Genomic DNA, 14,407 nt, shown 5'->3' on the forward strand with positions numbered 1-14,407 from the left:
GAATCGGTTTCCAAATATTACCGGTTTACGATTCCGGCAGGTCCAAGACCTGTTTCCTTTAGTCTAACCTACGGGAAGAATGTGGCTCCGAAGAGATGGCGGAGCTTGGGAGTTACACATGAATAACAATAATAAAGGTCTTAGATTACTTATACTTTTTATCTTAGTAATCCTAGGATTAGCACTTCTCGTACCGCAGATCCAAACTGCTTTGGGAAAACCTAGAATACTACCGTTCTCTCAATTTATGAACATGGTAGAGCCGGATGCTTCTTCCAAACCGAAAGGTAAACTGGTTAAGACCACTGATTCCAATTTCCCTGGCTGCGATAAGTTAGTCATGGAAGGAGATATGATCAAAGGTTGTTACGAACCGTTTGAAGAAGGAGCAGCGAAAGCTCCTGTTCGTTTCGAGACAAGGATCGCTCCTATCGACAAAGAATTCCTTTCTTCTTTAAGAAAAACGAATATTGATCTGGAAGTGGTCCCTTCTGAGAACGGACACGGATTCGGAATGTTAAGTTCCTTCCTTCTCATCGCAGTGATCGGTATTTTCGTATTTTACTTTTTTATTATGCGCCAAGTTCAGTCTACAGGCAATAAGGCTTTCTCTTTCGGAAAATCTAAAGCTAAGATGACTGTAGATCCAAAGGTCAAGGTTAGTTTCGCAGACGTTGCAGGATGTGAAGAAGCCAAAACCGAATTGGTCGAAATTATAGAATTCTTAAAAGATCCTAAAAAATTCCAAGCAATGGGTGCAAGGATCCCAACTGGAGTTCTTTTAGTAGGTCCTCCGGGAACCGGTAAAACTTTACTCGCTAGAGCGGTTGCAGGAGAAGCTGGAGTACCTTTCTTCAGTATCTCTGGTTCCGACTTCGTAGAAATGTTCGTGGGTGTAGGAGCTTCTCGAGTTAGAGACTTGTTCGAACAAGGTAAGAAAAATTCTCCGTGTATCATCTTCATAGATGAGATCGATGCGGTGGGAAGATTGAGAGGAGCCGGATGGGGCGGTGGTCATGACGAAAGAGAGCAGACCCTAAACCAAATGCTCGTCGAGATGGACGGATTTGAGAAGAATGAAGGTGTGATCGTAATGGCAGCCACAAACCGTGCTGACGTTTTAGATCCTGCATTGCTCAGACCGGGACGTTTCGACCGCCAAGTGATGGTAGATCTTCCTGACTTAGTAGGAAGAGAGCAGATCCTAAAAGTGCATTCTAGAAAAGTTCCTTTAACCAGTGATATCTCTTTGAACTCTATCGCAAGAGGAACCCCTGGATTTACAGGTGCGGATCTTTCTAACCTGATCAATGAGGCTGCATTACTTGCTGCACGTAAGAATAAAAAACGTGTAACTCAGGAAGAATTGGAAGAGGCTCGCGACAAAGTGATGATGGGTCCTGAACGTAGATCCTTCTTCATTTCCGAAAAGGAAAAAGAAGTGATTGCATATCACGAAGCAGGTCACGCGATCTTAGGAACTCTTCTGGCTTATACAGAACCTGTTCATAAGGTAACCATCATTCCAAGAGGAAGAGCATTAGGTCTTACTCAATCTCTTCCTACAGAAGATAAACATATTCATACTAAAGCGTATTGGTTGGATCAGATCGTAGTTTGTATGGGTGGCTTCATTGCAGAAGAGTTTAAGTTCAAAATGACTTCTACCGGTTCTAGCAATGATATCCAACAAGCTACCAATATCGCGAGAAGAATGGTCTGTGATTGGGGAATGTCCGAAAAATTGGGCACAATCAATTATGGAAGCGGTCATGAGAGTCCTTTCCTCGGAAGGGATATGGGCCAGAGCAATAAGGCTTATAGCGAAGAATTTGCCGCAATGATCGACAAAGAGATCAGAGGAATCGTTCAGACTTGCCTGGATAAGGGAAGAGAACTGGTCCGTAAGAACTCTACCAAGTTTGAAAATCTTGCGAAGGCTCTTCTTGCAAAAGAAACAGTCTCTCACGACGAGTTGATGGCGATCGTTCATCCTTCTCATGAAGAAACTAAAAAGAAGACTGAACGTTCTAACAAAAAGGAAAAGTCAGGAGAAATTCCTAACAAACCCGCTTATTCTACCGGCATTGAATGAAATTCTGGCTTTTTAAAACCGAGCCTGACGTTTTTTCTATAGATACTTTGGCTTCTTCTCCAGGCAAAATAGCGCCCTGGGAGGGAGTCAGAGGTTATGGAGCAAGAAATTACCTAAGGGATGAGATCAAAAAAAAGGATCTTATCCTATTCTACCATAGCAGTTGTAAACCTCCTCATGTAGCAGGACTTGCGGAAGTCGTCAAAGAAGGTTACCCGGACCATTTCGCTTTTGATAAGAAACATAAGTATTATGATCCAAAAAGTGACCCACAAAAACCGACCTGGTTCATGGTGGATGTGAAATTTAAGGAAAAATTTTCTCGCCCAATTTCGCTAGAAGAATTAAGATCCCACGGGCAACTAAAAGGAATGATCCTTTTGCAGCCGGGTGGTAGACTTTCCATCCAACCGGTCAGCGAAGAACAGTTTCATTATATTTGTAAATTGGCCGGGGCAAAAAGTCTTCCCGGTTAGGGAGATTTTTGGTGAATATTTTCCGAAAAATTCGGAACTTCAGCTTCATTCTGCTGATCCTCATCCTAGGTATAGGCTCTCTATATTCTCAGGAAGATGTTCCCGTTTTTCCGATCTCCGGTTCTATGTCCGGAACTCCCATAAATAAATTTACCTTTATCCGAAAGATCCGACCTGGAGAAGTCAAAACTCCTACTGATCTAGAATCAGGCGACTGGACTAGAATAGATAAGGACAGTCTGTCTTTCAGTTTTACCGACGATCAGTTTTTAATTAAGTTCAAGATACAAGCTCCACCTAAAGAAGGAACGATCTCCTGGTATTTAGTTTTGAATAATCCGGGAATGGAAAATCTTACAGTCTTCAAAAGAGTATGGGGACCGGGAGGATGGGCATGGTCTGAACTTTCCAGGGATATGAGGATGTCTTACATCCAACCTGCGTTCTTAATAGAAACTCCTCCGAACAAGCAGGAAGAATTTTTAATCCACGCTTCTACAAGAAGATCTCTCGTTTTGAATTTCCAAGCCTGGGCTCCTAAAGAATTCGCAGCTCATATCCAAATGGAGAATCTGTTTCTGGGGATTTTCTTTGGAGCGATAGGGATCATGTTGGTGTATAACGGATTTCTTGCCTTTGTGGTTAAGGATTCCAGTTATTTCTTCTATGTTCTGTATTTATTGTTCTATGGACTTTGGCAGATGTCTGTTACAGGAGTGGGGGCACAATATTTAATCCCAGCTCCTGCTACTTCTTGGAATGATTATCTGACCGGTTTTGCATTCTTGTCCGTCGCATTCTCTCTTTTATTTACTCGTTCCTTCTTACATATGGAAAGAGAAACAGGTTGGAAGAATTACGCTTTCTTAATATTGTCCGCTTTTGCGATTTTTGGGTTCATTGCTTCTTTATTTTCCAGCATTTACGGGCCGATGATCTGGGCAGTGTCCTGGTATCCTTTTTTGGCTGCAGTTTTGGTGATCTATTCCGCTGCGATCCGTTTGAGAAGAGGATATCGTCCTGCACGTTATTTCCTATTGGCCTGGTCCGTTCTGATCCTTTTTGTTTTGATCACTGCTCTTAGGAACTTATCCATTATCCAAGATACTGAACTCACTCATTGGTCGGCTCAATTCGGTTCTTTGGTGGAGATGACACTTCTTTCTTTTGCTTTGGCGGATAGGATCAAAACATTAGAGAAAGATTCTTTGCAGGCTCGATTGGAAAATTATGAAAGCCAATTGAAGTTAACCGAGATTGAGCAAGAGCTTAAGATCGCGAGGGAATTGCAAGAGTCCATTCTTCCCGATCGTTTGCCTGAAGTAAAAAATTTGAAACTTTCCGTAAGAGGGGAGTTTGCGAGTTCTGTAGGCGGGGACTTCTATGATTTTCACCAATTGGAATCCGGTAAATTAGGGATCTTTTTGTCCGATGTTTCTGGCCATGGTGTACCTGCGGCGATCATTTCTTCTATGGTGAAATTGGCGTTTTCCATTGAGTCCAGAAAGAATGAAGATCCCGCAGAAGTTCTAAGAAGTATTAACAGATCTTTAAGTGGTAAATACGGAAAACATTTTATAACCGCGGCCTACTTGATAATCGATCCTTCTAATGGAAAGGTCGTCTACTCTAATGCGGGACATCCGCCTATTGTTGCGATAGACAAGGAATCAGGCGATACTAAGGAGATTTTCTTACCCGGTTGGATCATGGGAATGGATCCAAATCTGAAAAACTCTGTGATCGAATTCCAGATGAAACCTGGAGATCGTTTGATTATTTATACGGACGGGATCACCGAAGCCAGAAGTAAAAGTGGGGAAATTTTCGGATTCCAGAGGTTTTATAAATTGTTAAGTGAACATATGCAATCTTCCGGAGAGAAACTCGGAGAGGATCTGTTTGCTACAGTTAGAAGTTTTACAGGGAACAGAAAACATTTCGAGGACGACCTAACATTTCTCGTCCTAGATTATTTACCGATCCCCGATGAGAATGTGATTAAGGAAACTACTTCGAGTTTTTCAAAAAGCTGATCAGCTCATTCGAAACTTGGATAGGACGTTTTCTATAACTCTTCTTATAATCTTTTTTATATTCTTTATGACAGTTTTTGCAGGATGATTCCAGATCTCCGGATGTAAGAGCTTTATCTGTAATCTCTTTCCATTTTGTTTTTTGTTCATCTAATGCCCAGTTTGGGACTTCTTTTAGGATCCTTTCGAGAGCGACCTTATCACCTTTTTTCGCTTTTTTGGAAGCAGGTTTGGTATAATCTTCCATAAAGTCATGTAATGTGGTTTCTGTCGTTCCTGTTTGAGCATAGGAAGTTGAAACACCTAATAAGAATAATAAAACGATACAGATACTTTTAAGTTTACGGTTCATCTAAGAAAGTCCTCTTTTTCCTCTATTTTTAAGTTTTAATAAGTTTAGGGAAGTTCTTTCCGATTTTTAAGAAAGAATCCTAGTTTCTAAAAATTAGTGTACATCTGAAATTTTGGGAACCTAAAAGAAGGCAGAAGTTCGAGATCTTTTTAATCTAAAATACGATTCCACTCTTGGTCGTAATAACGTACAAGGCTTTGGTTATCTAATCGATTCGGTTCAGTTGGAACTCTGGACATGTCTAGAGGAAATTCAGAAATAGATTTGAGCTCTGTTTCATTCAGGAATTTTAATCCTGTCGGAAGATCTTTTCTGTATCCTCCCAATTTGCCTACAGATCCTAAAATAAATCCCCATTCTCCAAAAGAAGGGACATACACATGCAATGCCCTGGTATTAAATCCTGATTCCTTGAGAGTAGCCTCTACGCACCAGAAGGACATTCTGGCGAATAGAGGTGAAGTGGATTGTATCTCTACGACTGAAAATTCGTTAAGCCTTCTTCTTAAACTTTTGTAAAAAGTAGTGCTGTATAATTTCCCAATGGAGAAATTACTTGGATCCGGAAAATCTATCAACACGACATCGAATACTAGGTCGGATTCTTCTAACCATAAAAATGCATCTGCATTTTGGACTTTCACTTTAGGATTTTTTAAACTAGATCCATTGATCTCCGTAAGAACCGGTTGTTCCGAAAAGATACGAGTCATCTCCGGATCCAAATCGACTAAGGTGATAGATTCTACGCTTGGGTGTTTTAAAATTTCTCTGACTGCTAGACCGTCTCCTCCTCCCAAAACCAGTACTCTTTTTGGATTTGGATGAGAGAGAAGGGCAGGATGCGCCAATGTTTCGTGATATCTATACTCGTCTCTGGAGCTGAATTGTAAATGCCCATTCAGAAAAAGTCTAAGTTCACTTTTATATCTTGTAACTATGATCTTTTGGAAATTGGTCTGTTTGGAGTAGATGATCTCGTCTGAAAAAAGATTTTCCTCGCTATAATAAGTGATCATCTCGGAAAATGCGAATCCTAATCCGAGTAAGGTCAATACCAGGGCGGATTTTGCTCTTAATAGGTTTTTATGTTTTTCGGATAGAGGGAGAACGAATGTTCCCCATAATGCTGTTCCGGCGTTGAGTAATCCGAAGAAGAAAGAAGTTCTCACCATTCCTAATTTTGGAGCAAAGAAGATCGGAAATGCCAAAGAGGCTAAAAGTGCCCCCGCATAATCCAAGCTGAGCACTTTGGAAACCATATCACGAAATCCTAATTTATTTTTTAGGATTCGTAGAAGGAGAGGTATCTCCATTCCCACAAGGGTCCCAACTGCGACTACGATGCTAAAGAGTGGAATTTGGAAAATTCTGGTTTGTCCGAAACTTAAGAATAGAATTGTAGCACTAAACCCGCCTAATAGTCCTAAGGCGAGTTCCACATCTAAGAATTTATGGATTAGATCTTCTATTAGATATCTAGAAAGCCAGCTTCCTATGCCCATGGAGAATAGATAAACTCCGATGACTAAAGAGAATTGTGTAACTGTTTCTCCGAGTAAGTAACTTGCTACGGTGCCTGCTAATAGTTCATATACTAAACCGCAGGAAGAAAGGATTAGGACGGAGATTAATAAGGCTCTCTGCAGTTTATTTTCCCCCTGGGAAATTTCTGGTGAACCAAGCGTAATGAGAACGATAGATCCCCGGATTTTGTCTGACGGTTTTTGGGACTTGATTCACTTCTTCAAAATCAGTGGTCGCTCCACCTTTTGTGTATTCCGAAAGAAATCCAAGACCGATCGAGGCGGCGAACAGAGGATAAACAAGACCTTTTAAAAAATTCCACATAATAAATCCTTAAACTCTTTTGGATTCGAAAGAATAACTTCTGAAAAAAGTATAGATCAAAGGAAGCCATAGGAAGATAGAAAATAAGAAGAATGGAGCTGGACTCATCACGTCTCTTATGATCTTCACGTTGTAAACAGAACCCCAGCCTTCCGGGAAATCAGATTGGCTTTCTAATCTAAGATAATATCTTCCTGGAGGGATTTCTGCCAATGATTTAGAATCCGATCTGGAACCTTCCGACCAGGATTCACCATCGTCCACTCCATGATAATAACTGGTCTCGATAGAAGTGTCGTAAGCTGTATCGGTGTCTTCATTAATCAAAGCAGCGGAGAAAAATATATACTTATTATCTATATTAGGAGCTTCTATCTGAATTTCAACATTCTCATTTGCAGATCCTTTTAGTTCGAATACGTCCGTTACGAAAGAATTGTCTCTGAAACTTGAACTTCCTATCTCTGCGTTCGGAGTCGATGTCTGGACATATTTGAATTTTCCTTCATAGACTACTTGGTTCTTAGCCTTGATACATCCATATACTTGGAATACTAAAAAGACTGCAGTGAGAGCTGCGGCCACCCATAGATTTCTTATTAATCTGATCTTGAACGGATTCGGTTCACATACTCCGACTATTTCAGGTTTTCTTAATTTAGAAGCAGTATCCAAAGGAACCGCGGACTTCATCGTATCAAAAGGAATAAATACTCCCTTGGACCAAAAAAGTTCCTTATCCGTTCTTTCGGAAGAGATCATATAAGGTGGAGAAATATAATCTTCGAGTTGTGCTTTTTCCCCTGCAGAGACCTTCCAGTAAAATTCCCCTAACGCAAAGTCCGTATTTGCATCAGAATTAGCGAACCACTTATAGGATCTTTTCTGGAAGATACGTTTCAGCCCAGGCGCCCATTTAGGAACTCCAGGAAGAGGTTCGAAATAAGTCCAGTTGTCCCCATTTTCGTTCAGCCAAGCATATCCTCCTCTGTATCGAAGAAGATAGTCTGTCCAAGTATAAGTTTCGTCGTCTACTTCAGTAGATTTTCGTAATACTCCAATTACCTTGGATTCGGGGAAGTTCGGAAGTTTGATAGGAGTTCCTAAAGGAAGAAGGACATTATCTTTGGAAACTTGATCAAATTTAGCGATGATCTTAAGATCGTCACTTTCCGTATCCATTACGGATCCACAATATTCACATGCTAAAGATTTAGAAAAATCAGGACTGAATTGATTGAGAGATGCTCCGCAACCTTTACATTCTATGGACTTCGCAGGTATCTGAGCCTGTCCATATGCGACTTCTTCTTGCCTAAGGCCGGTTAAGTGTAACTCTTCTAAGGGAGAAAAATTTCCGGAAAATAATAATGCAGGAGATTCTGAATAGTCCAAGGTTCCGAACAATCCGTCTTCACTTGCAAGATCCAACAAGACTGCTTCGTATCCGGTTTGGAACCCAATAGGGAGTTCACCTTCTCCACCTATACAGGTGGCTTTCATGATTTCTTTTAGGGTCCAGTTCTCTCCTAAGTAAAAACTGTCTCCAGGAGTGATCCTTTCTCTTCTACCGGAGGTGATTACGATCGGATCTTCGTCACCTTCTAAGGTTGGGATCTTGTCTGTCGGAATTCCAACATTTAGTTTTGTATAATAATAAGAACCTTGGGCTTCTCCTAACCATGCGGAACTTCCATCTCCTTCCATGAGATGCCATTCGTTCCAAAAGCCTAATTCGAATTTGAGTTGGATCCTTCCTATTACTCGAAACGGAGTGCCGTTATAGTTCCCTTGGGTCCCAAGTTGTATGATGGAATGATCGTCAGCGAGTTCTCCTGCTGTGCCGATCTTTTCAAGATTCACATCTTTTTTGAGGGAGAGAGTTTTACAACTGGAGCAAACCGCGTAAACGGATGCCTTATTTATGATGGGGACCGGGGCTCCGCAATTAGGACAACTTAGTTCGGACACAAAGAAAGGTGATAACTTCTGGAGGATACTCTGTCAATCCTGGTTTTAAGGTGCCGAAAGAAATTTCCTGTATTTTTAGGGGATGACAGAGCGTTTCGCCATTCTTCTTGCCCGATCGCTTGCCGGATCTATATCTCCCAAAGCTTTTTCCAATTCTTGCAGGCCTGGATTTTCCCATGTTGCTTCGTATAGATTGGGAGAATTGAAGATATGAAAATGATTATCGAAATGGATCCTATTATAATAGTCCGCTTTACTGAACATTGCACGGTTGATCTCATTATAAATTTCTTCGAATTCTGTGGTTTGCAGATCCGGTTCGAAATCCGAAAGGAATTTTAAGGAAAGAAGAATGACGTATTCTCTGGATTGTTTCAATAATTTCAGAGCTTCGTATAAATATTGGGTTTTGATCCCAGGTAAATAAGGTCTTGTATTATCTGCGATTGTTTTCTTTTGGTTAGAGGCTCCGTATTCTCTATATCCCATTTCCAAATGATGCCTTGCTTCTGCGTCTTTTGTTCTAAGAGCATATTTGGATAAAAAATCCAATTCTCTTCTCACACTAGATGCGGAAGTTTCTACTGCCTTACCATATAATATCACTAATAATCTTTGGGTTTGGCGCATCTCATCGTAAGAGTGCGAAAGATCGAATTGTAAATATAGAGTGAATGTCTCTATATGATGTTGCAAACATCTACGGAATAAAGCCTTATCTTCTTCCGTTCCGTAATTAGAGATGGTACTGTTGATCGCTTTTAAATGAAATTCGTTTTGTTTTAATCCTCTTTCTACTCGGACTAAAGCGGTCGCTCTATTACTGTCTAAGTCTGCCTTTGTTTGTCCAAAAGGAAGGATAATAAATGCGAAAAGAAGAATGATGTATGTAATATTTCTTTTCGATCCCATATTAGGATTTTCGGAAATAGGAGGGGTCCAAATTGAACCCCATTACAAGATAAATTTTACTGAACGATTTTTTGTCTTATGTCTTTTTCTTAAGTCGGAGTGCATTTAGGACCACAGAAACAGAACTGAATGCCATCATAGCGCCCGCAATCCAAGGAGCTAAAAGTCCGGCAGCCGCGATTGGGATACCAAGAGTATTATAGGCGAGCGCCCAGAAAAAATTTTGTCTGATATTTCCGGTAGTGGCCTTAGCGATCAGGATTGCCTCTGCAATTTTTTCCAAATCTCCTTTTACCAAAACCACTCCTGCGGTCTCGATCGCTACTCCTGTTCCTGTACCCATCGCGAATCCTACATCTGCTTTTGCTAATGCGGGCGAGTCATTGATACCGTCTCCGGTCATTCCTACTGTTTTTCCTATGGATTGTAGATCAGAGAGTATCTCTGCTTTATCTTTCGGAAGAAGGGAAGCATGTACGTTTTCGATCCCAACTTTGGAAGAGATATTTTCTGCTACGGATTGGTGGTCTCCAGTTAATAGCAAAGTTTCGATCCCGAGTGAATCTAGTTTTTCTAAAGCGGATTTAGCATTTTGTCGGATCGTATCTTCTATCGCGAAAATGATCCATGCAGGAGTTTTCTCATTCTCTGATCTCGCCCATACTACTGTTTTTCCTTCTTTCTCCCAAGAATTATAAATATCTAATAAACTTTTAGGTAAATTTTCCTTTTCTTCGAAAAATTCCAATTTTCCTATCTTGATCTTATTTCGGTTTATATTCGCAGTGATCCCAAGCCCAGGAACAGTCTGTAAATTTTCAGGAGAAAGTATGGAATAACCTTTTGATTTTACAAAGGAAACAATTGCTTTTCCCAAAGGGTGAGAAGATGCAGATTCTGCGGATGCGGAAGAAGTAAGTAGATCCGATTCTTCCCCTACAAATTTATAATCCGTGACGGAAGGATTTCCTTCGGTTATGGTTCCGGTTTTATCGAATGCGATCAGATCTAAAGAAGCAGTGGTTTCTAAAATTTCTGAGTTTCTGAATAAAATCCCTTGGCTTGCTGCCTTTCCCGTTCCGACTAAGATTGAAATCGGAGTAGCTAGTCCTAATGCACAAGGACAGGCAATCACTAAGATCGCTATTGATTTTTCCAAAGCGGAACCTAGTTCTCCTGCTTCTAAAAAGAAGAACCATAATAAAAAGTTTAACAAAGAGATTAAGATCACTGCAGGAACAAATACTGCAGAAATTTTATCTGCGATCTTTTGGATGGGAGCCTTGGAGCTTTGTGCTTCTTCGACGGTTTTGATAATGGAGGCAAGTACCGTTTCGGAACCAACGGAGGTTGCTTGCACAATTAAGGTTCCATTTCCGTTTACTGTTCCTCCGAAGACTTGGCTATCTTTCTTTTTATCTAGAGGTAGACTTTCACCTGTTAACATAGATTCGTCAACGGAGCTGAAACCTTCTAATACCAGTCCGTCTACCGGAAATTTTTCTCCAGGTCTGACTTGTAAGATGTCCCCTTTTTTTACGTATTCAGTTGGGATTTCCGACCAAACTTCTTCTTTTTTAATACGAGCAGTTTCCGGCTTTAATTCTAGTAAGGTTTGGATCGCGGAAGAACTTTTTCCTTTCGCCTCCGCTTCCATCCATTTTCCAGCTAGTATAAAACAGAGTAATACTGCGGATGTTTCGTAGTATAACGGTGGAAGCGAATGTATATGTGCTCCTTCTTCCCAAAAAGATGAGAAGAACAGATCTCCTTGTTGTAGGCCTTGCAAAACGGAAAGTATAAAACTATATCCGAATGCTGCAGAGGTTCCTAAAGAAACCAATACATCCATGTTTGCACTTCCGTTCTTTATAGCTCTGAATGCACTTTTATAAAATGGAAATCCGATCCAGAATTGTATTGGGAATGCCAATGCAAATTGTACCCAAGGATGCATAAGAGCTTTCGGATTCGGTAGGAATTCCAAAAAGGAAAAATGGGAAACCATGGAATAAAATAGAGGGGAGGCCAATAAAAGAGAGATCAAAAATCTATATTTTAGTTTAGATCTTTCCTTTTTATGTAGTTCTTCCGATTCTTTGTAATTATTTTCAGAATGCTCCTTAGCTGAGTAACCTAAGGATTCTACTTTAGAAAATAATTGTGACGCCTGAACAGAATCGTTAAATCTTACAAAGGCTGTCTCTCTCCCAAAATTTACCCGAGCCTCCTCCACTCCCGGGACCTTGTTTAAACCCGTTTCTATCCTTCTTGCGCAGTTTGCACAAGTCATTCCGAAAAGATCCAAAGTAATCTCGGATGTTTTTTCTTCGGGGGAGAAGGAAGAAGTTTCGTTTTCTTTAATGTTTGTGTTCATGATTATCTCCGTTATCCTTCTTGAGAGGTAATTCTAATTTTATTTCCGATCCTTTTGAGTTCTCGCGGATCGGAGAAAGAATTAGTTCTTGCTTCGCTTTTTCTAATGTAGGATCTCCCGTACAAATAAAGGAATTTTTCCCAGTTTCACAGGATAGATTTTTGTAACCTTCCGAAGTCCTTAGTTTTGCGACTACGGATGAACTTTTTAAACTCGGATTTGCGAAATTTATATCCAGAAGGTAGATCCGGAACTTTGAATTTCCCAAGTCCAAGATCTCGACATGAAAGTCCCCCGGCATTCTAATCAATCCCCCGTGAGGTCCCGGTTTATTCTCTCCATGCGAAAGAATAGGAAGGTCGAATAGAAACACCAAAGCAGCAATAAAGATCATTTTTCGGTTCATAACAATTATTCCTTATTGATAGAAAGAACAGGGTATCCTTCTTCTTCTAATTTTGAGGACAATGTGGAAATGTCTTTCTCGGTCTCAAAACGGGCGGTTTGTGAGGATAAGTCGACGGAAGGTTTACTTGTCGGATCGAAGGATTGTATAGTCCTTGTAACCGTTTTTACACAATGTTCGCAGGTCATTCCTGATAATTTGATCTCGTACATTTTATTTCTCCTTGATCTATACTCCAATTGTCAACCTTCCAATAGTGGGAAGGTCAAGGGCCTTAATCGAAAAAAAATCCGGTTTTTCATAAAAAATAGGATTTTCTAACCTTCTAATTATTGGAAGGTTATGTTTTATGAATATCGGAGAAGTCGCCAAATTATCCGGAGTAAACCCGAAATTAGTCCGGCATTACGAATCTATCGGATTAGTGTCCAAACCCGTTCGTGCGGATTCCGGATATAGATTGTATTCAGAAAAAGACATACACACATTGAGATTTATCAAAAGAGCCAGAGGCCTTGGATTTTCATTGCCTGAGATTAAACAATTATTGGGACTTTGGAAGAATAAATCCAGAGCAAGCGCTCAGGTCAAATCCCTTGCAATGACTCATGTAAAAGAAATGCAGGCCAAAATTTTAGAATTACAATCTATGTGTGACACTCTCACTCATTTAGCAAAACATTGCCATGGAGATCATAGACCGGATTGTCCAATCTTAGAAGAGTTAGAAGGAGAATAGGCTCCTTCTACAAATCTGATCTTTTAAAAGAAAGACGGATGAAATAAAAAGAAACGGTTATTGAAACTAAAGCGGCAATCAGGAACATACTTTTAGGTCCCGAATAAAACCAGATCAACCCGCCAAGATTACTTGCGATCAAAGCAGCAATACTATTCAATCCTGCAAATGTTCCTATCGCAGAAGCTGAATCCGTTTTAGGGATAATATTTGTGATGAGTGCTTTGGAAATCCCTTCTGTGCTAGCTGCATAGATCCCGTACAAAAAGAATAAGGAATAGAAGTGAATTGAGTCTTCTGCAAACGCCATTCCTCCGTATACGAATGCAAATACGAACAAACCGAAAACTAAGGTAGGTTTGAGCCCGATCTTGTCCGCTAAGATTCCCGCGGGAAGAGAAAACAATGCGTAAATTAAATTATAAAATATGTATATTCCGATTACCTGTGAATCTTCTAAACCTTTGGCTTTCGCCATTAAGAGAAGAAAAAGATCGGAACTATTGATCAATCCAAAGATTAAAAGGCCAACAACTAATTTTTTATAAGAGATTGGAGCATTTTTCCAATAGAGAAAAGAAGAGAGAAAGTTTGCGTTCTCTTCTGTTATTAGTTTTTCTTTTTTCTTTTCACTTAAAAGACCAGAGATCAGAAATGCAGAAAGCCCTGGGATAGCCGAAATAAAAAATAGAACGGAATAATTTTGAGGATAAAAATACAAAAATATTAAAGCGAATGTAGGCCCGATTACAGCCCCCAAAGTATCCATAGAACGATGGAATCCGAAAACTGTACCTTTGGTTTCAGGTGTTGCTTCGTCGGAAAGTAATGCATCTCTTGCTCCTGTTCTGATCCCTTTTCCCAAGCGATCCATTGTCCTGGATAAGAAGATCCAAAAAGGGAATGTGAAAAATCCCATGATAGGTTTTGAAACTGCACTTAATAAATATCCGAACTGAACGAAAGGAACTCTCTTGCCGTTTTGGTCTGAAAGTTTTCCGAAATATCCTTTACTAAGTCCTGCGATCGCTTCCGCGAATCCTTCTAAAACTCCGATCAAAACCACAGAGAATCCAATGCTCTTTAAGTAAAGAGGCATGATTGGATATAACATCTCGCTGGATACATCAGTAAAAAGGCTGATGAAGGAAAGTATCCAGACTGCTTTGGTGATTTTTTTCATTCTTCCTCT

Annotated in this window: 13 protein-coding genes; 4 read left to right on the forward strand and 9 right to left on the reverse strand. The window is 40.2% G+C overall.

Translation table 11 applies throughout. The annotated features are described in order from the left end of the window. Positions 1-118 precede the first annotated feature (118 nt). The 3 genes from ftsH to EHO65_RS09055 are packed head-to-tail and all read left to right on the forward strand — an operon-like array spanning position 119 to position 4,607. The gene (ftsH, locus tag EHO65_RS09045) at positions 119-2,095 is read left to right on the forward strand and encodes an ATP-dependent zinc metalloprotease FtsH (protein WP_135773789.1); all 1,977 of its coding nucleotides are present in this window, start codon (positions 119-121) and stop codon (positions 2,093-2,095) included. Further along, positions 2,092-2,571 carry an EVE domain-containing protein gene (locus EHO65_RS09050; protein WP_135773790.1) on the forward strand — a complete coding sequence of 160 codons (480 nt, stop codon included), beginning with the start codon at positions 2,092-2,094 and terminating at the stop codon, positions 2,569-2,571. Before ftsH ends, EHO65_RS09050 begins: the two co-directional genes overlap by 4 nt. An 11-nt stretch (positions 2,572-2,582) precedes the next feature. Next, on the forward strand, positions 2,583-4,607 hold the full coding sequence (locus tag EHO65_RS09055) for a PP2C family protein-serine/threonine phosphatase (RefSeq protein WP_135773791.1): 2,025 nt from the start codon (positions 2,583-2,585) through the stop codon (positions 4,605-4,607). Here EHO65_RS09055 and EHO65_RS09060 read toward each other — a convergent pair. The 8 genes from EHO65_RS09060 to EHO65_RS09095 form a co-directional block, all read right to left on the reverse strand. Then, positions 4,582-4,959: a hypothetical protein gene (locus tag EHO65_RS09060; protein ID WP_135773792.1), complete on the reverse strand. Its 378-nt coding sequence runs from the start codon at positions 4,957-4,959 to the stop codon at positions 4,582-4,584. The genes EHO65_RS09055 and EHO65_RS09060 overlap by 26 nt on opposite strands. A gap of 149 nt (positions 4,960-5,108) precedes the next feature. Continuing rightward, positions 5,109-6,608 (reverse strand): polyamine aminopropyltransferase, encoded by a 1,500-nt coding sequence (locus EHO65_RS09065; RefSeq protein WP_135773793.1) that lies wholly within the window; start codon positions 6,606-6,608, stop codon positions 5,109-5,111. 1 nt (position 6,609) lies between these two features. Beyond that, on the reverse strand, positions 6,610-6,810 hold the full coding sequence (locus EHO65_RS09070) for a hypothetical protein (RefSeq protein WP_135773794.1): 201 nt from the start codon (positions 6,808-6,810) through the stop codon (positions 6,610-6,612). A gap of 9 nt (positions 6,811-6,819) precedes the next feature. Next, positions 6,820-8,781: a DUF4178 domain-containing protein gene (locus tag EHO65_RS09075; RefSeq protein ID WP_135773795.1), complete on the reverse strand. Its 1,962-nt coding sequence runs from the start codon at positions 8,779-8,781 to the stop codon at positions 6,820-6,822. Between the two features lie 75 nt (positions 8,782-8,856). Next, positions 8,857-9,693, reverse strand: coding sequence for an adhesin OmpL37 family surface protein (locus tag EHO65_RS09080; RefSeq protein ID WP_135773796.1), 837 nt, complete (start codon positions 9,691-9,693; stop codon positions 8,857-8,859). A gap of 76 nt (positions 9,694-9,769) precedes the next feature. Further along, positions 9,770-12,070 (reverse strand): heavy metal translocating P-type ATPase, encoded by a 2,301-nt coding sequence (locus EHO65_RS09085; RefSeq protein ID WP_135773797.1) that lies wholly within the window; start codon positions 12,068-12,070, stop codon positions 9,770-9,772. Then, positions 12,054-12,476 (reverse strand): hypothetical protein, encoded by a 423-nt coding sequence (locus EHO65_RS09090; protein ID WP_135773798.1) that lies wholly within the window; start codon positions 12,474-12,476, stop codon positions 12,054-12,056. Before EHO65_RS09090 ends, EHO65_RS09085 begins: the two co-directional genes overlap by 17 nt. Before the next feature lie 5 nt (positions 12,477-12,481). Next, a complete protein-coding gene (locus EHO65_RS09095; protein ID WP_135773799.1) occupies positions 12,482-12,688 on the reverse strand; it encodes a heavy-metal-associated domain-containing protein in 207 nt (68 codons plus the stop codon). Between the two features lie 137 nt (positions 12,689-12,825). Here EHO65_RS09095 and cueR point away from each other — a divergent pair, with 137 nt between their 5' ends. Further along, positions 12,826-13,215: a Cu(I)-responsive transcriptional regulator gene (gene cueR, locus EHO65_RS09100; protein ID WP_135773800.1), complete on the forward strand. Its 390-nt coding sequence runs from the start codon at positions 12,826-12,828 to the stop codon at positions 13,213-13,215. A 7-nt stretch (positions 13,216-13,222) separates the two neighbouring features. Here cueR and EHO65_RS09105 read toward each other — a convergent pair whose 3' ends face one another. Next, positions 13,223-14,398, reverse strand: coding sequence for an MFS transporter (locus EHO65_RS09105; RefSeq protein ID WP_135773801.1), 1,176 nt, complete (start codon positions 14,396-14,398; stop codon positions 13,223-13,225). Positions 14,399-14,407: the final 9 nt, after the last annotated feature.

Origin of the sequence: Leptospira andrefontaineae (assembly GCF_004770105.1) — a bacterium.
GTDB classification, from domain to species: Bacteria; Spirochaetota; Leptospiria; order Leptospirales; family Leptospiraceae; genus Leptospira_B; species Leptospira_B andrefontaineae.

Coding starts and splice junctions, on each gene's coding strand:
- ftsH (WP_135773789.1), top strand. CDS start 119: ATGAATAACAATAATAAAGGTCTTAGATTACTTATACTTTTTATCTTA.
- EHO65_RS09050 (WP_135773790.1), top strand. CDS start 2,092: ATGAAATTCTGGCTTTTTAAAACCGAGCCTGACGTTTTTTCTATAGAT.
- EHO65_RS09060 (WP_135773792.1), bottom strand. CDS start 4,959: ATGAACCGTAAACTTAAAAGTATCTGTATCGTTTTATTATTCTTATTA.
- EHO65_RS09070 (WP_135773794.1), bottom strand. CDS start 6,810: ATGTGGAATTTTTTAAAAGGTCTTGTTTATCCTCTGTTCGCCGCCTCG.
- EHO65_RS09080 (WP_135773796.1), bottom strand. CDS start 9,693: ATGGGATCGAAAAGAAATATTACATACATCATTCTTCTTTTCGCATTT.
- EHO65_RS09085 (WP_135773797.1), bottom strand. CDS start 12,070: ATGAACACAAACATTAAAGAAAACGAAACTTCTTCCTTCTCCCCCGAA.
- EHO65_RS09090 (WP_135773798.1), bottom strand. CDS start 12,476: ATGAACCGAAAAATGATCTTTATTGCTGCTTTGGTGTTTCTATTCGAC.
- EHO65_RS09095 (WP_135773799.1), bottom strand. CDS start 12,688: ATGTACGAGATCAAATTATCAGGAATGACCTGCGAACATTGTGTAAAA.
- cueR (WP_135773800.1), top strand. CDS start 12,826: ATGAATATCGGAGAAGTCGCCAAATTATCCGGAGTAAACCCGAAATTA.
- EHO65_RS09105 (WP_135773801.1), bottom strand. CDS start 14,398: ATGAAAAAAATCACCAAAGCAGTCTGGATACTTTCCTTCATCAGCCTT.